Source organism: Lysobacter sp. Root76 (assembly GCF_001428685.1).
Taxonomy (GTDB): Bacteria; Pseudomonadota; Gammaproteobacteria; order Xanthomonadales; family Xanthomonadaceae; genus Lysobacter.
The window spans coordinates 722,826-743,100 of record NZ_LMIK01000001.1; the positions used below are offsets into that span (position 1 = coordinate 722,826).

The window sequence follows — 20,275 nt, forward strand, 5'->3', positions numbered from 1 at the left end:
CAATCGTTGGCTGGCTTCAACGCATCCAACCGAGTGCAGCACCTGAGTCTGCGGCTCCAGTTGCTACAGGATCGCCTCGGCTGTGCCCGGCGTTAAATGCCCAATGCTGGAGGTCTCCGGTGTGCTGTAAAGGATAACGCATGCAATTCGTAAGATTACGACGTATTGAACTTCTCGATCCCCAGGGGACCGCGAGCCATCAATCCGACATCCAAGCCCCCTGACATGAGATCGAATGTCGCGCCGAACTCCGGGACAAAGGCGGACCAACCCAATTCGTGCTCGATCCGAACTCGCAACCTGTCCGCCGCATGCGGTTCACCATGCGTGACGAATACCCCACGCGGGCGGGTCTCTGCGGATCTCAACCAGGCGATGATCTCGGTAGCGTCGGCGTGCGCGGATGCCGATGCCAGCTGTTTGACCTGCGCTCCGATCGCAATGTCCTCCCCGTAGATGCGCACATGGCCGGCCCCGCCGGCCAGCAGCGCTCCCCGCGTGCCGCCGGCCTGGAAGCCGCACAGAATGATCGCGTTGAGCGGATCGGGAGCGAACGCGATCAGGTGATGGAGCACTCGCCCGCCGGTCACCATGCCGCTGGCCGATACGATCACCATCGGGCCCTTGCGCCGATTGAGCTCTTTGGATTCTTCCGGGCTGTTGATGATCCGCGTGTTGCGGTACATCTTTTCCAAAGCCGCCTCGTCGAGGCGCAGCTGGCCAGAATACTGGCGGTACAGGGAAGTGACGTCGGTCGCCATTGGGCTGTTCAGATAGACAGGAGCGGCGGGAAGCTCTCCCTCTTCCTGCAATTGCGCGATCACATGCAGCAAGGACTGGGCCCGGCCTACCGCGAATGCGGGGATGACCGCCACGCCGCCTCGCTGTAACACTGGCTTGAGAGCGTCGCACAGCTCCTGTTTCATGCCGCCCGGCGGATGCTCGCGATCGCCGTAGGTCGACTCGGTGACGATCCACTCGCTGGCCGCGGGTCGGTTCGGCGCTTGCATTACCGGGTCATGATAACGACCGATATCGCCGCTGAAAGTCACGCTCACGCCTCGGTAACTCAGGGTAACGGCAGCCGCACCGAGGATATGCCCCTGGCTTCTGAAGCGCGCGGTCACGCCGGGTACGGGTTCGAATGGCGCGTCGAAATCCCAGTTGCGCATCCGCCGCACGGCTTCGTGAGCGCTGGCCACCCGGTAAAGCGGCTCGGCCGGATGGTGCTTGGACGTGCCGGTTCGGTTGGCGTATCCGGCCTCCTCCTCCAGCAAATGAGCGGAATCCGGAAGCAAGATCCCGCACAGTCGCCGCGTGGCCGGCGTGCACCAGACTACCCCTTCGAATCCCTCATCCACCAATTTGGGAAGGTAACCACTGTGGTCCAGATGCGCATGCGTCAGAACCACCGCGTCGATCGATGCGGGATCCACCGGAAACACCGCCCAATTGCGCAAGCGCAGCGCCTTGTACCCTTGGAACAATCCGCAATCCACCAGCAGCCGTTTGTCGCCGGCCTCCACAAGATACCGGGATCCGGTGACGGTTCCCGTCGCACCCAGGAACGTCAAACGAAATACCGGCGGTTTCGACGACACGATGCCCATGGCGCTTACCCCTATGTCACGCGTATCCACAGACACGCAGATCGAGTCAATGCGAAAAGAACACCGGAACGCGGGTGTTCTCCAACAGATATTGGGTGACCCCGCCGAACCTTTGCTCCATCAAGTGCGGATGGCTATATCCGCCGGCGACGACGAGATCCGCGCCGGCCTCCCGTGCCCGCTCGACGATGATCTGGCCGACCGACGCGCCGGAGCGCATACGCCGAACAATTTCGACGTTCACACCGTGGCGCGCGAGATGCGCCATGAGTTCGGCCGCCGAATGACCGGCGTCCGTCCGTTCTTCCAGACCTTCATCGACCATCAACACCTCGACTGAACCGGCTGAACGAAGCAGCGGCATCGCATCGTGCAGCGCACGCGTGCCCTCGCGGGAGTCGTTCCAGGCGACCATGACGTGCGGTGCAACCGCCGAGGTAACGGTCGAGTCCGGCACCAGCAGCACCGGGCGCCCCGCACCGGAAAGCACCTCGGAGAAGAACCGGCGCCTGGGGCTCAAGCCGGCCTGGGGTTGCTCGATAACGAGCAGATCCGCATAGCGCGCGTGGCGGATCGCGATCTCCGAGGCGGTCAGCCAATACGCCGAGTTCCTGCGGATGCCCCAGGAAACGCCGGAGAACTTGAGCTCGTCTTCGATCCCGCGAGCCACCTCGTCGGCCGTCACCTCGAGGCTGTCGCACATGGACCGATAGTCGCCCGCGGGACGGTACTCGCGAGCGTCCGCAATGGACGAAGCGACGCTGCCGCCCACCAGTGCGGTGACATGCCCTTGCAATGGAACCGCGATCGAGCAGGCGACCCGCAGAGCCGCCATCGAGATATCGCCCCACAGTTGGGGAACCAGAATGTCCTTGAACATGGCGGCCTCCATAAGCGGCCAGATTGCCGTCCGGTCCATCGATCCATACTGATCTGGATCAGCTTGCAGGCCAAAAGACTTGACCTCGATCAATGAAGTCCGGTGCCTCCGACCTACTCTGAGCGGGCATCCCAGGAGAACGCCATGACCACCCAGTCCTTGTCCGCCTCATTCATTATCGGCCCCGACACGCCGCGCTGGTCGGAAACCCTGCACGATGGCAGCCAAGTGGCGATTCGCTGCATCAGAGCGAGCGACGGCGCGGCCGAGCGGGCATTCATCGAAGGACTGTCCGACCAGAGCAGGCGCTTTCGCTTCCTCGGGCAAACCCGTCATCCCAGCGATGATCTCATCCGTCGACTGACCGATATCGACTACAGCCACGACGTAGCTTTTGGCGCCTTCGACGGTGCCGACGACGACCGGCTCGTCGGCGTCAGCCGGTACAGCACTACGAGCGACGGCGCGCAATGCGAATGCGCCGTCACTGTCGATGACGAATGGCAGAACAGGGGCCTTGGAACGGCATTGATGAAGCACCTGATCCAGGTCGCGCGGCAGCGCGACATCCACAAGATGCATTCGTTCGATTCAGCCGAGAATCACCGCATGCAGGAACTCGCCGCGCATCTGGGCTTCCGCACTCGAACGGATCCCGACGACACCAGCCAAGTCATCCATGAACTGACTTTGTGAGGCTGCGCCATGGACCCGGCACTGTGGCCCGCCTTCCTGAAGTGGTGCGCGATCTTCAACTACGGCCTGTTGCTGCTCGGATTCGTTGCGTTCGTGATGTTTCACGAACCGATGTATCGACTGCATCGCCGCTGGTTCAAGTTATCGGCGGCCCGATTCGATGCGACCGCCTATCTCCTGTTCGGGCTGTACAAGATCGCCATATGGATGCTCATCATCGTTCCTTACCTGGTGCTTCGCTTCGTCCGGCATACCCCGTACTTCTGAGGCAGAGCGGATCGGGGCGGCCCGGCCGCGCACGGCGCGTGGGCCGGGCTTCGACGTTGCATGGCTCCGGGCCGCATGCACGGGGCGCAGCGCCTTGATGCGCCGATGGTTCCGCGATTTCGGTCTGCCTTCCGCACGAGCGCCGTCGTACCACCCGAGGACGAACGATATGGAGTCCAGCCAGGACGCCCCAGCCCACCCGACAGGACTGTCGAGCGATCAGGCCGCGCACCGCCTGCGTGTCGACGGACCGAACCGGCTACCGGAACCGGATCGGCGCAATTGGCTGCGCATCGCGTCGGGAGTGCTACGCGAGCCGATGCTGCTCCTGCTGATCTTCGCCTCGACCGTCTACCTGCTGTTGGGCGATCCTCGGGAAGCAGCGGCGCTGGCCGCCTCGGTCACGCTCGTGGTCGGCTTGACCGTGTACCAGGACTACCGCTCGGAGAGCGCGTTGCAGGCTCTGCGGGACCTGAGCACACCGCAGGCGCGGGTGATCCGGGACGGCCAGGCCCGATCGGTTCCCTCGTCGGAACTCGTGGTCGGCGACGTGATTCTGATCGCCGAAGGCGACCGCATTCCGGCGGATGCGCGGGTGCTGGACGACGGCGACGTGATGCTCGACGAGTCCATGCTCACCGGCGAATCAATGCCGGTGCAGCGGGGCGCGGCTGCGGTCTCCGGGCCGGACACAGATCTCGTTCATGCCGGTACATTGGTCGTGCGCGGCCATGCCGCCGCACGGGTGGTCGCCATCGGAGCCGCCACGGCCGTGGGCAGGATAGGCGAGGCGCTGCATACGCTGCGAGCGCCGGCCACGCCCATGCAGAGGGAAATCCGCTATGCGGTGTTGATCTTCGCCGTGCTCGGCCTGAGCGTCAGCCTGTTGGTCGCATTGTGGTATGGCTGGACTCGGGGCGATTGGCTGCAAGGAGTACTCGCCGGGGTCACGCTCGCGATGGCCAATATTCCCGAGGAATTTCCGGTCGTGTTGACGGTATTCCTGGCTTTGGGCAGCTGGCGCATGGCCCGTCACAACGCTCTGATTCGCCGCTCGCCGGCAATCGAAGCACTGGGCTCGGTCACCGTTCTGTGCACCGACAAGACCGGCACCTTGACCGCCAACGAGATGTCCCTGGTCGAACTGGCGTTGGGCAGTGAGCGTTCGGAGCCGGCGGAACTGCATTCTCCCGCGCTCGAATCGCTGCTGCATTGCGCCGAGCGCGCTTGCCCGGAGCACTCGTTCGACCCCATCGACAAGGCGATCCGTACCGCGATCGCGGGCTCGTCCGCGGCGCACGCGCAGCCCGGTACGAAGCCGGTACGCGAATACCCTCTGTCCAAAGACCTGCTCGCCGTCGCCCAGGCCTGGCGGATCCGGGACGAGCCCGGGTTGGAAATCGCCAGCAAGGGCGCTCCGGAAACCATCGCGGATCTGTGCGATCTGCCCTGCGACGAACGCACCGCGGTCATGCAGCTCGCCAAGGAAATGGCGGGTCGAGGCTTGCGGGTTCTCGCCGCGGCCTCGGCCGTATGGACCGACGGCCACCAGGCGCTTCCGGCCACCCCGCGCGGATTTCGCTTCGAGTGGCGCGGCCTGCTCGGATTCGCGGACCCGCTGCGCTCGGGCGTTCGCGATGCGGTCGCCGAGGCGAAGGCCGCCGGCATCAGGGTGATCATGCTGACCGGCGATCATCCGGATACCGCGCGAACTATCGCCGCGCAGGCCGGGCTGGAGCGTCCGCAGGCCGCCATGCTGGGGACCGAGCTGGAGGCGCTGGATGCGGCAGCCTTGACCCGACGCGTGCGCGACACCGACGTGTTCGCGCGGGTAAAGCCCGAACATAAACTGCGATTGATCGACGCATTGAAGCGAAACGACGAGATCGTGGCCATGACCGGCGATGGCGTCAACGACGCCCCCGCGCTGATGGCGGCCCACGTCGGCATCGCGATGGGAAAGCGCGGCACCGATGTCGCACGCGAGGCCGCATCCATCGTCCTGCTCGACGACAATTTCGTGACCGTAGTGAGGGCCGTGCGTCAGGGGCGAGTCATCTACGACAACATACTGCGCGCGGTCCGCTACATTTTGGCCGTCCATGTGCCCATCACCGGCCTGGCCCTGTTACCGCTCGTCCTCGGCGCCCCGTTGCTGCTGATGCCCTTGCACATCGTGTTTCTGGAGTTGATCATCGATCCCGCGTCCGCGCTGGTATTCGAGCGAGAGCCCGCGTCCGCCGATATCATGCGCCGGCCTCCGAGGCCGCCTTCGCAGCGCTTGCTGGACATGCCGACGCTGTTGGGGAGCCTGGGCCAGGGCGCGGTCGTCCTGGGCGCGGTCGCGGCTGTTTACTTCATCGGGCTGGGCGCGGTTATGCCCACCGAACAGGTCGCGGCGCTTTCCTTCACTGCGCTGATAGCGGGGAACCTCGGGCTGATCGTAGTGAACCGCGGCTTCACCCAAGCGCATTGGCTCGGCCGAACCAGCAAGGCATTCTGGGTTTTGGTCTTGTCTGCGCTCGGCATGCTGTTTCTGATCACGCGATTCGAAGGCCCCGGCGTCTGGTTCCGCTTTACGCCGCCGCCGATCGGCCTTTCCTGCCTGGCCTTGCTGATGCCGCTGGCGGCATTGGGCGCCATCGAGCTCGCCCGCAGGGCGCTCGGAACGAAGCGACGGCATCGCAGTCAACCGGGATGAAACGTTCAGGACCGGGGCAAGGCAGTCGCAACGACGCAGGCCGCTGCGATCTCGGCTTCTTCGTCCACGTCCACGCGCCACACCCTCGCCCGGCTTTCCGGGCTTTCGAGCCGGACGTCGCCGCGGTCGTTGGCGGCCCCGTCCAGTCCGATGCCGAGCCAGCCCAGGTAGACGGCGATCGCGGTGCGCACTCGCGGGGCATTGGCTCCGATGCCGCCGGAAAATATCAGATGGTCGATGCCGCCCAACCGGGTCGCCATGGATGCGATGCCCTGTGCGATGCGCAAAGCGAAGATGTCCAAGGCCAAGGCCGCCTCGGCGCTGCCCGCGGCGAGCAGATCCCGCACGTCGCCGCTCAGCCCGGATAGCCCGCGCAGACCGCACTCGTGGTACAGCGCCTCTTCGAGCGCGTCCACGCTGAGCTCGTCGGCCCGCAACAGATAGAGCACCGCGCCGGGATCGAGCGCCCCGCTGCGCGTCGCCATCGGCAGCCCGTCGAGCGGAGTACTCGTCATGGTGGTATCGAGGCTTTGCGAGTCGCGCACGGCGCAAAGGCTGCAACCGCTGCCCAAGTGAGCCAACACGACTCTCTCACGGCCCACAGGGGGATGAGCCTCCCGCGCCTGACGCATCGCCGAGGCGAAGGCCAACCCATGGAAACCGTAACGCCTGATGCCGAGCGCATGCCATGTTTTCGGCACCGCGAGCCGCCGGGTGTTCGCGGGAAGACGGGCATGCCACAAGGTATCGAAGCTGGCGTACTGCCGGGTCTGCGGCCAGCGGCCTTGCACCGCAGACACCAGTCCGAGGGCCGCCCGCTGATGCAGCGGCGCAAAGCCCGACAGCGCGCGCAATCGCTCGAGCTCCGCGGCATCGAGGGCCCGCGCTTGCTCGGCATCGCCGCCGTGAACGATGCGGTGTCCGACCAGCGCCGGGGCCGCGGCCAAACCCAGAGTGTCGACGACCTGGGCCAACGCGGCGTCCAGGTCCGGGGCCGGATGGCTCAATGCGATCTCTACCCGCTGCGAGAGCCGCGTTACCGATGAGCCGCTCCTTTCATATCGCGCCGCCTTAAGCGTGGCCGACCCCAGGTTGAGCACCAACAACGTCCGATGGCCGGGCTCACTCATCGCATGCGCCTTGCCACAACACCGCCGGCGCGCGCCGGCCCAGGGCGGCATCGTACTCTTCGGACGTCAGCCAGGCGCCGGCGCTGCGTTTCAGGAGCGTGGCGGCGGCCAACAGAACGTGCGCCCAGGTGCAACGATTGGCGAACATCAAGCCGTCGACGTCGAGGGTCCCGCCGCGATTCCGATAGCCCAAGGCAGCGGTAAGACCGGGGCCGTTGTCCAGCCTGCGCAGCGCTCCCAGGAACGGCTCCGGGCGCGTATGGGTCAGGAAGATTCTCGGCCGGCCCGGCGCGAACCAGCGCCCGACGGCCTCATCATCGTGTACGTATTCGGCCTCTTCCTCGTCGCGAGGCGTCCTGAACCGGCCGGGCTCGGCAAGATAGATCAGGTTGGCGGCTATGCCGTGCGAGCCGAGCCGACGCCAGGCCTTGCGCGCGGCGGCCAATTGGTAGGCCCCGGTGGCCACCACATCGATCTCCGCGTCGACCGCGTTCGCCAGGAAAATAGCCCCGTCGTGTTGCAAGGCCATCGCTTGCTCGGCCTCCAGCACCACCGGCAGTTCCCGCTTCGGCACCACCAGGGCGAACAGCCTGCCGCGATCGGCATAGACCGTCTGCAGGGCGGCGCAAGCGCTGTTCGCGTCCGCTGGGAAGACGATCCGCACCGAGTCCTGCATTTCTCCCATCAGCGCTTCGACCACGGTCGGATCCTGATGCGATTGCTCGTTCTTGGCGTTCTCCCAGGTGTGCGAGGTCAACACGATCGGAACCGACAACCAGCCGGGCGCCCGCCCGGCGTGGCGAAGCTGACGGGCGAAGGTCAATTCCTGTCGCAGCGCGCCGAGCATTTTCGCCGCGAACGCCTCGTAGGTGACGACGAGGTTGATGCCGCCCTTGTTGGCCAGGGCCGCGCATACCACCGCTTCCTCGTTGAGGGCGGTGATGACGCTGCCGACGTGGGATTCGGCCACGCCCGGCTCGGGCGATTGCACGCGATGCTTGAGCAGGTCCAGGGTACGGTCCAGGCGATTGCTGCGCAGCTCATCGGGATTTCCGACGCGCACGCGCAGCCCGGGGTTGGCCGCCAGCGTCGCGACGAAGTATTCGTCCAGGGCCGACATGGGCGAGACCGACTCTCCCGGGGCGCGCCATTGAGGCCCAGGCGAGATGGGTGGGTGAATCTGGCGCGTGGCCAGCGCGTGGTCCCGCTCCATCGGGCGCCGCTGCTGGCGGTGGGTGGCCAGGGCGGAGATCGCGTCCCGCAACTCCGGTTCGGCGACATGCAATGTCTTGCAGGCGAGGTTGAACTGGTTGCGCGAGTCCTCATCGCTCGCGGGATTTCCCGGTAACGGCAAGTTATGAGCCCGGTTGCTGCCGGCGCCGGGGAAGCCATAGCCCTTGGGCGCTTGTGCGACCCCATAGCGCAACGGCGCGCCGGTATCGAAACCGGCGGAGGCGCAGGCGTCGATACGGGTCTGTTCGCGCAGCTCGATCGCGTGGATGCCCCAGGCGATGCTGGCCGGGTCGCGGCCATCGAGCCCGATCGGTTGGAAGCCGTTGAGCCGCAAATGCGTATGCAGCCAGCGCTCTCCACCCTCCTGTGCGATCTGGCTGCGCTGCTCGATCCGGCGCCCGTTGAGCACCATGATCGGCGCCACCAAACCGCAGTCCTGCGGACGCCACCATCGCGGCGCCCAGTCGCTGCCGCGCTGTTCCTCGAAGGCGCCATCGCTGAGAAAGGCCACCAGGCGTTCTCCCGGGAGCGGCGCGTGCACGTAGTGCAGCTCCGCGAAACCGAGGTAGCCGCCTTCCTGCAGGCTGCCGGCGGTAAAGGCATTCACGTGCGAACCCAGTAGCGAAGTCGGGTAGCCGTCGCAGGTCACGCCGTACGAATAGAAATCACCGACGAAGTCCGATAAGCGCTGGTCGTCCAGCCCGTACCGGCCGGCGTGCTCGGGCGTCATGTTCGCCGTCAGCAGGTTCAGCGCATCCACGGCGGCGACGCAATGCCCTTGCCCCATCAACCACGCGCGCGTATGTCCGGTCAGCGCATTGATCGCGAGATAGCCGGCGTAGGCCGGCACCATATTCAACGAGCCGCCGGTATGCCCTTCGGGATGCAGTTTGAAGTCCTCCGCGTTCAAGGGCCGGCCGTCCAGACGAACCGTCTGGGCATAGGTCATGTGAACGACCAGCCACATCGCGGCGCTGGCGACTCGATCGGCCGCCGCCAAGCGGCGATAGCCCGTGGCTGCGTCGGGGAGGATGCCCTGCCCGGTCAAAGCACCGATCAATGCGTGAATTCGCACCTGGGTAAGCGCATCGTGAACGATCGCACCGTACCCTGCGGCCCAATAAGCGAAATCGGAATTCTTCGCGCGTCGATCCGCCGCTTCGGCTTCGATCCGGCGCCGCAGCGGGGCGTCCAATTCTTCGCTCGTGCCGCAGGCGAGAACCAGCTCTTCCGGCGTTTCGTCGTAGATCATGGACCGGTTCCTCTCTGAATCCGTGCCAGGTGTTCGGCGACGGCATGTGCGATGGGCTTGGCCAGACCGATGGCGTTGCTGGAATGGCGAATGCTGTCGGTGCTTACGATGCGTTCCACCCCGGCCCGCTTCAGCAGCTCATGCGCATTGCCGCTGAACAGAGGATGGATGACCACGCATACCGGCGGCGGCAGGTCGAGTCTTCGCAGATGGTCCGCGGCGGCGGCCAGGGTTCGCCCGGTCGAGACGATGTCGTCGACCAGCACCGGGGTGAACCCGCGCAGACGGTCCGGATCGGGCGCGCTCACTTCGACCTCGTGATCGCCGCGGCGTCGCTTGTGCAGCACCTCACAGGGTATATGTGCCTCCCGGGCGATTTCCGCGACCCATTGCGCGCTCTCCTCATCGGGTCCGATCAGGATCGGGTTACTCACCTCGTGTCGTATCCAGTTCGCCAACTCCGGCGCCGAATCGACGCACGAGACCGGAATCCGGTAGAGCTCGTCGAGCCTGGCGATGCGATGCAGATGAGGGTCTACGGTCACTAGCCAGTCGAGGCATTGATCGAGGAACCGGGCGAACACGCTCGCCGCCACGGCTTCGCCCGGACGAAAACGAGCGTCCTGGCGCATGTAGGCGAGATACGGAGCCACCAGGCCGACGCTGCGCGCGCCGAGCTCTTTCGCGGTCTGAGCGACGAACCGCACAGGCAATGCCTTCCGGTCCGGATCGGACAGGCCCGCGAAGACGACGACATCTGCGCCTTCGATATCGTCGTCGATCCTGATCAGCGATTCGCCATCGGGGAAATGCCGCCACTCGAGGAGCCCCACCCGGGCGCGCAAGTCCCGGCTCACCGAACCCGCAAGCGCGCCATCCTCGGGAAAGGGCAGCACCATCGGCATCATGATCGCGCCCCCCGCACGCTCAACGTGTCCGGGTGCGCCCTGGCGTAATCCAGCGCGTAGGCCAGCTCGCCTTTCGACCCGGCGTGCACCAGGAACAAGGGCATTCCGCGGCGGATCGAATCGCCTTCGCGCAGGGTGCATACGACGCCGGCCGTCGGGGTGCGGGGCGCGCCCGCCAGCTTGGCTATGCGCGCCAATTGGCGATTATCGATGCAGCCCAGTTGTCCGTCGAACGACGCAACGAAAGGTTCGACGAAGCGCGCCTTGCCGGGCTCGCGGAAGCCGCCCTGGGCCATGCAGATGGCGAAGAACTTCCTCATCGCGGCGCCCGATGCGAGCGCGCCGGCAGCCTGTATTCGCCCACTCCCCGGGGCGATGCCGGGCAACAGTTCAAGCACCGCTCCGGCGACATCGAGCGCTCGCTCGCGCAGCTCGTTCGGCGCCTGCGGCGAATTACGCAGGACCTCGAGCACGTCGTGCGCTTCGAGCGCCGGGCCGATCCCGCGCCCGACCGGCTGGCGGCCGTCGGAAATGTGCACGCCCAGACGTAAGCCGAGGGCCTCCCCGACGAAAAACAGGCGCCGGGCGACCGCGTCGGCGGCGGCCATGGTGCGCACCTTGGCGGTCGCGCCCACCGGGATGTCGATCAATACATGGGTGGAACCCGCCGCGGCCTTCTTCGACAGGATGCTCGCGACCATCTGGCCGTCGCCATCCAGGTCCAGGGGGCGTTCTATCTGGATCAGAATGTCGTCGGCGGGACTCAAGCGCATGCGCCCACCGGAGGCCATGCAGCCTCCCTCCCGATCCACGACGTCCCGCAGCGCGCCGATGTCCAGATCGACGTCGGTCATGGTCGCCATGACGTCGGCCGTTCCGGCGGGCGAAGTGATCGCCCGCGACGAGGTTTTCGGAATGCGATGGCCAAGCGCGGCGACGATCGATACCACGATCGGGGTGGTCCGGTTGCCAGGCAGGCCGCCGACGCAATGTTTGTCGAGCACCGGTCCCGCGCCCCAATCGATCCGGTCCCCTACCGATACCATCGCGCGCGTCAACGCGACCGATTCGTCGAGGTCCAGCCGGTCGCCGGCGCAGACCGTCACGAATGCCGCCAGCTCGATATCCGACAATCGGGCGGTGAGGGTGTCGCGCAGCACCGCCTCGAACTGGGCCTCGTTCAAACGCTTCCCGAATACCTTGGCGCGCAGCACGCTGGCCGACCCGGGCGGTTCGGCGTGGGCCAGGGTGGCGATGGCGCCGGGCTCCGGGGCGAGCATTTGCCACGCGGCATCGGACAGCGCGGCCTCGTCCTTGCCCAGCCAGTCGCCGGTGACGATGTTCAGGACGGCGACGACCTCCTGCCCGCCGCACTTCACGCTGACCCGGGTCAAAGCCGCGAACCCCTCGGCGCGGGACACGGTGCAATCGCGGTGCAGATACAGAACCGGCTGCCGATAGGTGTCGATACCGGCTCGCCGCACGGGCAGCCTGGCACTCGGCTGCTCGACGTCGGAGCGGTCGTCGCATTGGGTCGATCGCATGCCGGGATCCCGGGAAAGCCCGATCCCACCCTAGAGCGGTTGCGCCAGTCGGCATTGATCTCGATCAATGCAGGGCGGTGCGGGCAACGAGCGTCGGCCGCCATGACGTTCCCGCCCCGCCCGCGCCGTCAGGTCAATTCCGCGTATGCGGACGCTGCTCGATCACACTCTTCAGTATCAGGCGAACGAGCGGGGATTCGCCCGCTGCCCGATGTTCGGTGACCCGCAGGTAATAATCGTTACCGGGTCGGAATGCGAAACCTTCGACTTGCGCGCACGAGCGCACCCAACCGTCCCGGCTCCGTTCGACCAATTGGTACGGTAGGACGGGCTCCTGCCGACCGCACATATCGCTGGATATCGCATAAACGCGCTTCTCGACTGCAGTGCCCGCGATGTGCGTATCGCCACTGGGGCTTCCGTCGAGGAATATCTGCGATGCGCAGCCAGTCAACAAGGCCGCCAACGCGGGAAACAACAGCCTGTTCATGATCGATACTCCTGGATGGCCGCGCGGAGCGCGTTCGCCGCCGCGATAGAACGACTTGGAGGCTGTCGGCGCCGATGGGAACTCGGGCAGATGTCCCAAGGCTAAGTCCGCCGTCATGGGCCAGGGCTGATCCAGATCAAGCGGGAGGCATGGGATCGCGATATCGCCGCCGCGGGCAGCGTCGATATCCCGCCGGTGGGCTGTCGCGGCGCTGCGCTGTCGCCTTGGCAGACCGACAGGGGCTAGCGTCCACCGCCGCTACGGAATATCGACAGCAGCAGCCAGATGCCGGCGAGCGAGGCCCCGGCAAAGCCGACCAGACCGAATAAAGGCAGGCCGAACAGGGTGGGGCCGCCCTCGACCGTCATCGCGATGGACGAACCGACGATCAGCGCGGCGATCACCATGCTACCCGCCAGACGATTGGCCGAGTGCGCCATCTGGCTGCCGAAATCGCGCAGTTCGTCCATCCCGATATGCAGCCGGGCTCCGCCGGTGCGCATCGCACGCAGCACGCGCCGAAGGTCCTGAGGCAAGGTCGCCAGCACCTCAACGGTATCGGCCAGCGACCGCACGCCGCGCCGCGCGACCCGGCGAGGATGGAAACGCGCCGTCATGGCGCGGCGCAGGAACGGCCGCGCCTGAAGCGCCATATCGAATTGCGGATCGAGACTGCGCCCCATTCCTTCCAGGGTAAGGCAGACCTTGATCAGCAGAGCCAGGTCGGAAGGCAAGGCCAAACGATGCGATCGGAGCAAGCTCACCACTTCGAGCAACATCCCTGCCAGGTCGAGCTGCCCCAACGGGACTCCGTGATAGCGGTCGATGAACGCGTCGATGTCGATGGCCAGTTGCGCCTCGTCCACATCGGCCCGTCCGGTCCAGTCGAGCAATACCTCGGTGACGCGCTCGGGATCTCGCTCGACCAACCCGAACAGCAGGCTCACCACTTCTGCGCGGCGCGCCGGCGACAGCCGCCCCACCATACCGAAATCTATCAAGGCGATGCGCCCGTCGCGCAACACGAACACGTTGCCCGGATGGGGATCGGCATGGAAGAAACCGTCGTCGAGCATCATTTTCAAGACGATCTGCGCGCCGACACGCGCCACCCGAGCGCGATCCAGTCCGGCGATGTCGAGTGCGACCACATCGGCTACGGCAATGCCGTCGACGAAGTCCTGCACGTTCATCCGTTCACTGGTATAAGGCCAGTGCACCGCCGGAACGACCAGGCGTTCATCGCCGGAAAGATGGGCGGCGATACGCTCGGCATGCCGGCACTCGGCGGCGAGATCTAGCTCTCCCAGCAGCGATGCATGGAACTGCCGCACCATGCCGGCGGGATGGTAACGGCGCATATCCGGGAATTTCGCCTCGATCTTGCCTGCCACGTACTGCAACAGCCGCAGGTCGGCCTCGATGAGCGGACGGATGCCAGGACGCCGAACCTTGACGACGACGTCGCGGCCGTCCGGCAAGCGCGCCCGGTGCACCTGAGCGATCGACGCCGCCGCCAACGGCGAGGGATCGAGCCAGGCGAATGCCAACTCGGGGACCTGCCCCAGCGCCGCCGACATCTCCGAGCGGATCGCCTCGAAAGGCACCGGCGGGACGCCATTCTGCAGACGACTGAACTCGGCGATCCATTGCGGAGGAAACAGATCCACCCGCGTCGCCAGGACTTGGCCGAGCTTGACGAACGTCGGCCCCATTTCCTCGAGCGCGCAGCGCACCCGCACATGCGGCGGCAGCGCTACCAGTTCCTCGAGGTGCGCGAGTGGCAAGACCTTGCCCGCGCGCGCGAGCGTTTGCGCGAGCCCCAGCCGACGCACCAGATCGCCGAACCCGTATCGCACCAGGATGGCGCCTAAGCCGTGCAAGCGGCCGAGGTCATGGCTGGCGATCAGCGTCTCCCACATGCGCGAGGGCTCCTCGTAGTATCGCTGCAGCGCAAGCCTGGCCGCAGGCCGGTCAGCGCACGATCGTCAGCGGGACCGAGCAACTGACCAGCACTTTGCTGGTCACGGAACCGAGAAACAGACTCTTCAGCGCCGAACGGCCGTGCGATCCCATGATCACCAGGTCGCATCGATTCGCCTTGGCGAGCTTGAGAATGGTGGCTGCTGGATCGCCGACCAGCAGATGCTCCTCGCAAACGGCCTTGGCCCGTTTGAGCATGGCCCTGGCCTTTTGGGTTGCGGCTTTGCCGTTGTCGGCGTGGTAGCGGGCGGTCTCCTGCAGTCCCAGACTGAGCGCGACGCTGCGCATGAGCGGCTCGTCGGCATACAGCAAGTGCATCTCGGGCGGTTCTGCGAGCTCGCCCGCGAGCCTTATCGCATGGCGGACGGCGCGCAGCGCGGCCTCGCTGCCGTCGATCGCGACCAGGATGCGCATGACGGTTCTCCTCGAGGTTTGAATGCCCACAGGATCCGACCGGCGCCCGTCCTGTGTCTTGATCGAGATCAACGCAAGCGCTCGCCGTCGGCCCGGCCGGAGTCCGGCATGACCGGTCCGACCGCCGCGCGGTTGCATCGCCCCCCGCGGTTGGCCTAGAAACTGCGCGCCCACATCACCGCCAGCGCCGCCATCGCCGGCCACAACAACAGCGGGTGCAGCAACGCCCTTGCCCATGGACGCGTGGGTCGGTAGCCCACGCCATGGACGAAGCCCGCACAGATCGACAGCATCAACGGGCTCAGCCACCCGTGCGCCGCCGCCGTCATCTCCCCGCCGCGCATCGCCGGCACGAACAGCAATGCCAAAGCCAGGGCCGATGCCAGCAGCAGCGATACGGCGCGCGCCATCAGTCGTCCTCCAGCACTTCGCGGCGATCGCGCTCTTCGTCGCTGCGCAACTCGAACCACATGGCGTTGAGCACGCCAAAACTGCAGGCCAGGGCCAAACCCAGTATCCAGGCGAAGTACCACATCAGTAGGCGTCTCCGGCGTCGTCTTGCGATTCCACATGGGCGCGCGTCACCGTACCGCGCATGACCCTGAAGGCCCAGCCGGTGTACGCAAGGATCAGCGGCAGGAAGATCGCCGCGGCAACCAGCATGATCCCCAGGGTGCGCTCGCTCGAAGAGGCGTCCCAGACGGTCAGACTGTGCGCCGGATACGTGGAGGACGGCATCAGGAACGGAAACATCGCCAGGCCCGCGGTCAGGACGATGCCGGCCACCGCGGTTCCGCTGGCCAGGAAAGCCATCCATCGCTTGCCGATCAACACCACGGCGATCAATGCCGCCACCGTCACCACCGGCACCGCAATCATCCAGGGGTTCAGGGCGTAGTTCGCGAACCATCCGCCGTCGATCATCAACACGTGCTTGACGAGGGGATCCGACGGTGCGTCGACGCGCATGCCGCCGACGATGGCCGGTGCCGGCAGGGAGCGCAGCCACACGCCGGCCCCGACGAAGGCTGCGGCAGCGACGGCGGCGGCGATACGCGCGATCCGCCTGGCACGGGCGCCGACCGGGTCTTCGACCCGCATAGCGGCGAAACACGCGCCATGCATCACCAGCATGGCCAGGCTGATCAGACCGGCCAACAGCGCGAACGGGCGGAACAGGCCGATGAAGTCGCCGTCGTAGATCGGCAGCAGCTCAGGAGTGAAATGGAACGGCACGCCGAGCAGCAGATTGCCGAATGCGACGCCGAACACCAGCGACGGCACCGCGCCGGCGATCGTCAGCGCCCAGTCCCAGGCTTCGCGCCATTTCGCCTGTGGCAGACGGTTACGGAAGGCAAAGCCCACCGGCCGCAGAATCAGGGCCACCAACAGCAGCAGCATGGCGAAATAGAAGGACGAAAACGACGCCGCGTACAGCAATGGCCAGGCGGCGAACACGGCGCCGCCGCCGAGAACGAACCAGACCTGGTTGCCTTCCCAATTGGGTTCGATCGATTCCAGCGCCATGCGGCGTTCGATGTCGTCTCGGCCTATCAAGCGCAGAATCGCGCCCAGGCCCAGGTCGTAGCCGTCGGTCAAGGCGAAACCGATCAGCAGCACGCCGAGCAGAACCCACCAGATCTCGCGTAGCAGCGAGTAGTCGATAAGGTCGATCATGGCGCGGTACTCAGCGGCAGGCGGCGTTCGGCGTCGTTTCGCGACGCCGGCCAGAAATTAAGCCGGTCGGGCCCGGAACGGATCGCCCGCAGCATCAGCATCACGTCGACCACGGCCAAGCCGGTGTAGAGCACGACGAACCCGACCAGGCTCGCGAGCACTTGCGTGGAGCTGGTCGAGGACACGCCGAGAAAGGTCGGCAGCACCCCGTCGATCGCCCACGGCTGGCGGCCGTACTCGGCTACGATCCAGCCCAGTTCTGCCGCGACCCATGGCAGCGGCAGGCTCCACAACGCCACCCGCAGGAATAGCGGCCGCTCCAACCGTCCGCGCGCCGACAGATAGAAGGCGGCGGCGAACAGCGCGATGAAGAAGATGCCCAAGCCGACCATGATCCGGAACGACCAGAACAGTACTGGCACGTTCGGCACCGTGCTCCAGGCCGCGCGGTCGATGATGGACTCGTCGGCGGTGGTCGGATCGGAGGTGTAGCGCAGGGTCAACAAGCCGAAGCCGAGATCCTCGCGCAATGCCATGAAGGCGGCTGCCTTGTCCGGATCGTTCCGGTCGGCGCGAAGCTCGCGCAAGGCGGCATAGGCGGAAATGCCGCGACGAATGCGCTCTCGATTGCTTTCGACCAACTCGTGGATGCCGGGAACCTCCTTGTCCAGCGACCGCGTCGCGATCAGGCCCAGCGCCCAGGGAACGCGCAGCGCATGGGCCGTCTCGCGACGCTTCATGTCGGGCAGGCCGAACACCGTGAATGCGGCCGGCGCCGGATGGGTCCGCCATTCGGCTTCGATCGCGGCGACCTTCATCTTCTGATTTTCCGAGGCGGTGTACCCGCTCTCGTCGCCGAGTACCGCCACCGACAGCGCAGCGGCCAGGCCGAAGCTGGCCGCAACAGCCATCGAGCGACGCGCGATCTCGACGTTACGTCCGCGCAGCAGGTACCAGGCGCTGATCGACAGCACGAACATCGCACCGGTGACGTAGCCCGCGCTGACCGTGTGCACGAACTTGGCCTGCGCGACCGGGTTGAACACCACCGCGGCGAAATCGGTGATCTCCATGCGCATCGTCTTAAAATTGAACTCCGACCCAACCGGGTTCTGCATCCAGCCGTTGGCGATCAGTATCCACAATGCCGAAAGATTCGCGCCCAAGGCGGTCAGCCAGGTCACGGTCAGGTGCTGCAGTTTGCTCAATCGGTCCCAACCGAAGAAGAACAAGCCGACAAAGGTACTTTCGAGAAAAAATGCCATCAGCCCTTCGATCGCCAGCGGAGCGCCGAAGATGTCGCCGACGTAATGCGAGTAGTACGCCCAGTTGGTTCCGAACTGGAATTCCATGGTGATGCCGGTGGCCACGCCCATGGCGAAGTTGATGCCGAACAGCAAGCCCCAGAAGCGCGTCATCTGCTTCCAGATCGGCCGGTTGGTCATCACGTAAACGCTTTCCATGATCGCAATCATGACGGCCAAGCCGATGGTCAGCGGAACGAACAGAAAGTGATACAGCGCAGTGAGCGCGAATTGCAATCTGGACAGGTCGACGACGTGTAAGTCCGGCATGGCGGTTCACCTAGTTGGCAAGAGGTGCCGATCGATCGCCGCATCGTCAATATGCGGGCGGCTCGACGGCGAGAAGAACAGCAGATACAGCACGATCAGCAGCGCCAGCTTCGCCGCGATCGTCGCGGCGACGCGACGCGCCAGCGCACGCTTGAGCCGCGGCGGCGCATCCAGCCCGCGCGTCGATCCGCACCGCGGGCCGGATTCGATCACCGCACGCGCACCAGATTGTCGACATCCTTGACCCCGGCGATCAGCCAGGCCGCGTCCTCCACGGTATTTCGCGCCTGCCAGTCCTCGACCTTGCCTTTGAGGGTGACCTTGCCGTTTTCGTCCACGTCGACCCGGATGTTCGAGGCTTGCACGTCGGCCCGCCTGTGCATCGCGTCCTTGATCGAGCGCTTGACGTCCTGCTTGCAGGAAATGCTGCGGATCGCGATCTTGTTGTCGATGTCGACCACGCCGGCAAGGCAGCGAAGATCCTTCTCGATCTCGCTGCGCTGGAACTGCCAATCGACGGTGCCGCTCAAGGTCAGGCATCCTTGATCGACGCTGACCTTCACCGCCCCGCGTGGCAGCGTGGTGTCCCAATCGAGTACATCGGTCGCGCGCTTGACCAGAACCTCATCGGAGACAGGCGAGTCCGGGCAACGCACCTCGACGTCGAGCACGATTCCGCGCACGCCCTTGACCCGTTCCACGGCCTCGGCGACTGCGATCTTGTCGGCGAGGCTGTGGACATGGCCGGTCAGCTTGACGATGCGCTCGTCGATGCTCACTCCGATGCCCGAAGCATCGACTCGGGGATCGAATGCCAATTCTTCCAGGACGTACTTACGCAACCGCTCGCTGTTCATGGCCTACTCCGGATAAACCCGAGGGCATTACGCCCAAGCCGGCGACCGGTCGGGTTGATCCAGATCAAGTGCCCGCCGCATGGCGGTGATCCGGCCTGCCCGGGTTAGATGGGGGCCGCACCATGCGCGCTCCGACACCGAGCGTTGACCCAGATCAATACGCGCGGCCGGCGCCGGATTGGAATGAGCGTGATGCCGATCGCGGCTGCGGAGAACGCTCATGTACAAGGACCTGATGATCCCGATGACCGGCAGCGACGGCGACGACGACGCGCTGACCTTCGCCATGGCGCTCGCGAAATCGAGCGGTGCCCGCCTGACCGCGCTGGAAATGGTCGACCTGCCCATGCCGATGACCCATCCATGGGGCCTGACGCCCGATGCGGCGACGGCCGACCTTCACGCCGCTTTGCGAGAGCGCGGCCGGATCAACCTGACGAAGCTCGAACTTAGGTTGGCGGGCGAACGCATTTCGGCGGAAGCCCGACTGGTGGAGGCCTTGTACTCCGAGGCGCCTCGCCTGGCCGCCAAGCAGGCCTACGACGCCGACCTCTCGATCGTCACCGGAGCCGTCGGCGACACGGTCGATTCGATACTGCCGCACGACTATTTCGTCGCCTTGCTATTCGAATCCGGGCGGCCGGTGCTGATGGTCCCCCCACACTGCGTCTTGACGGTGCCGCCGCGCCGCGTGGTGATCGCCTGGCAACCTACCCGCGAAATCACGCGCGCGGTTCATGACGCGCTGCCGTTGTTGATCGCCGCCGAGAGTGTGGCGGTGCTTACGGTGGAAACCGACCCCGGCCAGGACAGCGAACCGTCCGCACGCCGCATCGTCGAGCATCTGGAGCGCCACGGAGTCCAGGTGTCGCGCCTCGTACGGCCGGCCCTCGGCCAGACCGTCGCCACCGCGTTGCTGCATTACTCGCGCGAAATTCGTGCGGACCTGCTGGTAGCGGGCGGCTACGGGCATTCGCGCTTGCGCGAATGGGCGCTGGGCGGCGTCACGCGCGAGCTGCTGATCGCGTCCGATCTTCCCGTCCTGTTCGGGCACTGACA

General features: G+C 65.7%; 19 protein-coding genes. 4 read left to right on the forward strand and 15 right to left on the reverse strand.

The window, feature by feature from the left end:
• Nucleotides 1–155: 155 nt before the first annotated feature.
• Both ASE10_RS02920 and ASE10_RS02925 read right to left on the reverse strand, forming a co-directional pair.
• The gene (locus ASE10_RS02920) at nucleotides 156–1,610 is read right to left on the reverse strand and encodes an MBL fold metallo-hydrolase (protein WP_082559661.1); all 1,455 of its coding nucleotides are present in this window, start codon (nucleotides 1,608–1,610) and stop codon (nucleotides 156–158) included.
• A 46-nt stretch (nucleotides 1,611–1,656) separates the two neighbouring features.
• A complete protein-coding gene (locus ASE10_RS02925) occupies nucleotides 1,657–2,490 on the reverse strand; it encodes a universal stress protein (protein ID WP_162250440.1) in 834 nt (277 codons plus the stop codon).
• Nucleotides 2,491–2,634: 144 nt separating this feature from the next.
• Here ASE10_RS02925 and ASE10_RS02930 point away from each other — a divergent pair, with 144 nt between their 5' ends.
• The 3 genes from ASE10_RS02930 (at nucleotide 2,635) to ASE10_RS02940 (ending at nucleotide 6,154) form a co-directional block, all read left to right on the forward strand.
• Nucleotides 2,635–3,186 carry a GNAT family N-acetyltransferase gene (locus ASE10_RS02930; protein WP_055902993.1) on the forward strand — a complete coding sequence of 184 codons (552 nt, stop codon included), beginning with the start codon at nucleotides 2,635–2,637 and terminating at the stop codon, nucleotides 3,184–3,186.
• A gap of 9 nt (nucleotides 3,187–3,195) precedes the next feature.
• Complete coding sequence (locus tag ASE10_RS02935; protein ID WP_055902994.1) at nucleotides 3,196–3,453, forward strand: DUF6868 family protein; 258 nt, start codon at nucleotides 3,196–3,198, stop codon at nucleotides 3,451–3,453.
• A gap of 169 nt (nucleotides 3,454–3,622) precedes the next feature.
• Nucleotides 3,623–6,154 (forward strand): cation-translocating P-type ATPase, encoded by a 2,532-nt coding sequence (locus ASE10_RS02940; protein ID WP_055902997.1) that lies wholly within the window; start codon nucleotides 3,623–3,625, stop codon nucleotides 6,152–6,154.
• 5 nt (nucleotides 6,155–6,159) lie between these two features.
• Here ASE10_RS02940 and ASE10_RS02945 read toward each other — a convergent pair whose 3' ends face one another.
• The 13 genes from ASE10_RS02945 to ASE10_RS03000 form a co-directional block, all read right to left on the reverse strand.
• The gene (locus tag ASE10_RS02945) at nucleotides 6,160–7,284 is read right to left on the reverse strand and encodes a hypothetical protein (RefSeq protein WP_055902998.1); all 1,125 of its coding nucleotides are present in this window, start codon (nucleotides 7,282–7,284) and stop codon (nucleotides 6,160–6,162) included.
• Nucleotides 7,277–9,769, reverse strand: a complete 2,493-nt coding sequence (locus ASE10_RS02950) for a xylulose 5-phosphate 3-epimerase (RefSeq protein WP_082559662.1) — start codon at nucleotides 9,767–9,769, stop codon at nucleotides 7,277–7,279. The genes ASE10_RS02945 and ASE10_RS02950 overlap by 8 nt, the downstream gene beginning before the upstream one ends.
• Nucleotides 9,766–10,677, reverse strand: coding sequence for a ribose-phosphate diphosphokinase (locus ASE10_RS02955; RefSeq protein WP_055902999.1), 912 nt, complete (start codon nucleotides 10,675–10,677; stop codon nucleotides 9,766–9,768). The genes ASE10_RS02950 and ASE10_RS02955 overlap by 4 nt, the downstream gene beginning before the upstream one ends.
• Nucleotides 10,674–12,221, reverse strand: a complete 1,548-nt coding sequence (locus tag ASE10_RS02960) for a thymidine phosphorylase family protein (protein ID WP_055903000.1) — start codon at nucleotides 12,219–12,221, stop codon at nucleotides 10,674–10,676. Before ASE10_RS02960 ends, ASE10_RS02955 begins: the two co-directional genes overlap by 4 nt.
• A gap of 133 nt (nucleotides 12,222–12,354) precedes the next feature.
• Complete coding sequence (locus ASE10_RS02965; RefSeq protein WP_055903002.1) at nucleotides 12,355–12,711, reverse strand: hypothetical protein; 357 nt, start codon at nucleotides 12,709–12,711, stop codon at nucleotides 12,355–12,357.
• Between the two features lie 242 nt (nucleotides 12,712–12,953).
• Nucleotides 12,954–14,633, reverse strand: coding sequence for an AarF/UbiB family protein (locus tag ASE10_RS02970; protein ID WP_056305043.1), 1,680 nt, complete (start codon nucleotides 14,631–14,633; stop codon nucleotides 12,954–12,956).
• A 52-nt stretch (nucleotides 14,634–14,685) separates the two neighbouring features.
• The gene (locus tag ASE10_RS20505; protein ID WP_055903007.1) at nucleotides 14,686–15,108 is read right to left on the reverse strand and encodes a universal stress protein; all 423 of its coding nucleotides are present in this window, start codon (nucleotides 15,106–15,108) and stop codon (nucleotides 14,686–14,688) included.
• A 155-nt stretch (nucleotides 15,109–15,263) separates the two neighbouring features.
• Nucleotides 15,264–15,518: a cyd operon YbgE family protein gene (locus tag ASE10_RS02980; RefSeq protein ID WP_055903009.1), complete on the reverse strand. Its 255-nt coding sequence runs from the start codon at nucleotides 15,516–15,518 to the stop codon at nucleotides 15,264–15,266.
• Nucleotides 15,518–15,643 carry a cytochrome bd-I oxidase subunit CydX gene (cydX, locus tag ASE10_RS19400; protein ID WP_082559664.1) on the reverse strand — a complete coding sequence of 42 codons (126 nt, stop codon included), beginning with the start codon at nucleotides 15,641–15,643 and terminating at the stop codon, nucleotides 15,518–15,520. Before cydX ends, ASE10_RS02980 begins: the two co-directional genes overlap by 1 nt.
• On the reverse strand, nucleotides 15,643–16,782 hold the full coding sequence (gene cydB, locus ASE10_RS02985; RefSeq protein WP_055903985.1) for a cytochrome d ubiquinol oxidase subunit II: 1,140 nt from the start codon (nucleotides 16,780–16,782) through the stop codon (nucleotides 15,643–15,645). Before cydB ends, cydX begins: the two co-directional genes overlap by 1 nt.
• Entirely contained in the window at nucleotides 16,782–18,359 is a 1,578-nt protein-coding gene (locus tag ASE10_RS02990; RefSeq protein ID WP_055903011.1) for a cytochrome ubiquinol oxidase subunit I, read from the reverse strand. Before ASE10_RS02990 ends, cydB begins: the two co-directional genes overlap by 1 nt.
• A gap of 6 nt (nucleotides 18,360–18,365) precedes the next feature.
• The gene (gene cydP / locus ASE10_RS02995) at nucleotides 18,366–18,572 is read right to left on the reverse strand and encodes a cytochrome oxidase putative small subunit CydP (protein ID WP_055903012.1); all 207 of its coding nucleotides are present in this window, start codon (nucleotides 18,570–18,572) and stop codon (nucleotides 18,366–18,368) included.
• A complete protein-coding gene (locus ASE10_RS03000) occupies nucleotides 18,569–19,216 on the reverse strand; it encodes a BON domain-containing protein (RefSeq protein ID WP_055903014.1) in 648 nt (215 codons plus the stop codon). The genes cydP and ASE10_RS03000 overlap by 4 nt, the downstream gene beginning before the upstream one ends.
• A gap of 220 nt (nucleotides 19,217–19,436) precedes the next feature.
• On the opposite strand from ASE10_RS03000, the gene ASE10_RS03005 reads away from it, so the two are divergent.
• On the forward strand, nucleotides 19,437–20,273 hold the full coding sequence (locus tag ASE10_RS03005) for a universal stress protein (RefSeq protein ID WP_055903016.1): 837 nt from the start codon (nucleotides 19,437–19,439) through the stop codon (nucleotides 20,271–20,273).
• Nucleotides 20,274–20,275: the final 2 nt, after the last annotated feature.

Bases quoted from the DNA above. Each gene is read 5' to 3' on its own strand.
- ASE10_RS02925 (WP_162250440.1), bottom strand. From the start codon at position 2,490: ATGTTCAAGGACATTCTGGTTCCCCAACTGTGGGGCGATATCTCGATG.
- ASE10_RS02935 (WP_055902994.1), top strand. From the start codon at position 3,196: ATGGACCCGGCACTGTGGCCCGCCTTCCTGAAGTGGTGCGCGATCTTC.
- ASE10_RS02950 (WP_082559662.1), bottom strand. From the start codon at position 9,769: ATGATCTACGACGAAACGCCGGAAGAGCTGGTTCTCGCCTGCGGCACG.
- ASE10_RS02945 (WP_055902998.1), bottom strand. From the start codon at position 7,284: ATGAGTGAGCCCGGCCATCGGACGTTGTTGGTGCTCAACCTGGGGTCG.
- ASE10_RS02970 (WP_056305043.1), bottom strand. From the start codon at position 14,633: ATGTGGGAGACGCTGATCGCCAGCCATGACCTCGGCCGCTTGCACGGC.
- ASE10_RS02930 (WP_055902993.1), top strand. From the start codon at position 2,635: ATGACCACCCAGTCCTTGTCCGCCTCATTCATTATCGGCCCCGACACG.
- ASE10_RS20505 (WP_055903007.1), bottom strand. From the start codon at position 15,108: ATGCGCATCCTGGTCGCGATCGACGGCAGCGAGGCCGCGCTGCGCGCC.
- ASE10_RS02940 (WP_055902997.1), top strand. From the start codon at position 3,623: ATGGAGTCCAGCCAGGACGCCCCAGCCCACCCGACAGGACTGTCGAGC.
- ASE10_RS02955 (WP_055902999.1), bottom strand. From the start codon at position 10,677: ATGATGCCGATGGTGCTGCCCTTTCCCGAGGATGGCGCGCTTGCGGGT.
- ASE10_RS02920 (WP_082559661.1), bottom strand. From the start codon at position 1,610: ATGGGCATCGTGTCGTCGAAACCGCCGGTATTTCGTTTGACGTTCCTG.
- ASE10_RS02990 (WP_055903011.1), bottom strand. From the start codon at position 18,359: ATGCCGGACTTACACGTCGTCGACCTGTCCAGATTGCAATTCGCGCTC.
- ASE10_RS03005 (WP_055903016.1), top strand. From the start codon at position 19,437: ATGTACAAGGACCTGATGATCCCGATGACCGGCAGCGACGGCGACGAC.
- cydX (WP_082559664.1), bottom strand. From the start codon at position 15,643: ATGTGGTACTTCGCCTGGATACTGGGTTTGGCCCTGGCCTGCAGTTTT.
- ASE10_RS02980 (WP_055903009.1), bottom strand. From the start codon at position 15,518: ATGGCGCGCGCCGTATCGCTGCTGCTGGCATCGGCCCTGGCTTTGGCA.
- ASE10_RS03000 (WP_055903014.1), bottom strand. From the start codon at position 19,216: ATGAACAGCGAGCGGTTGCGTAAGTACGTCCTGGAAGAATTGGCATTC.
- ASE10_RS02965 (WP_055903002.1), bottom strand. From the start codon at position 12,711: ATGAACAGGCTGTTGTTTCCCGCGTTGGCGGCCTTGTTGACTGGCTGC.
- ASE10_RS02960 (WP_055903000.1), bottom strand. From the start codon at position 12,221: ATGCGATCGACCCAATGCGACGACCGCTCCGACGTCGAGCAGCCGAGT.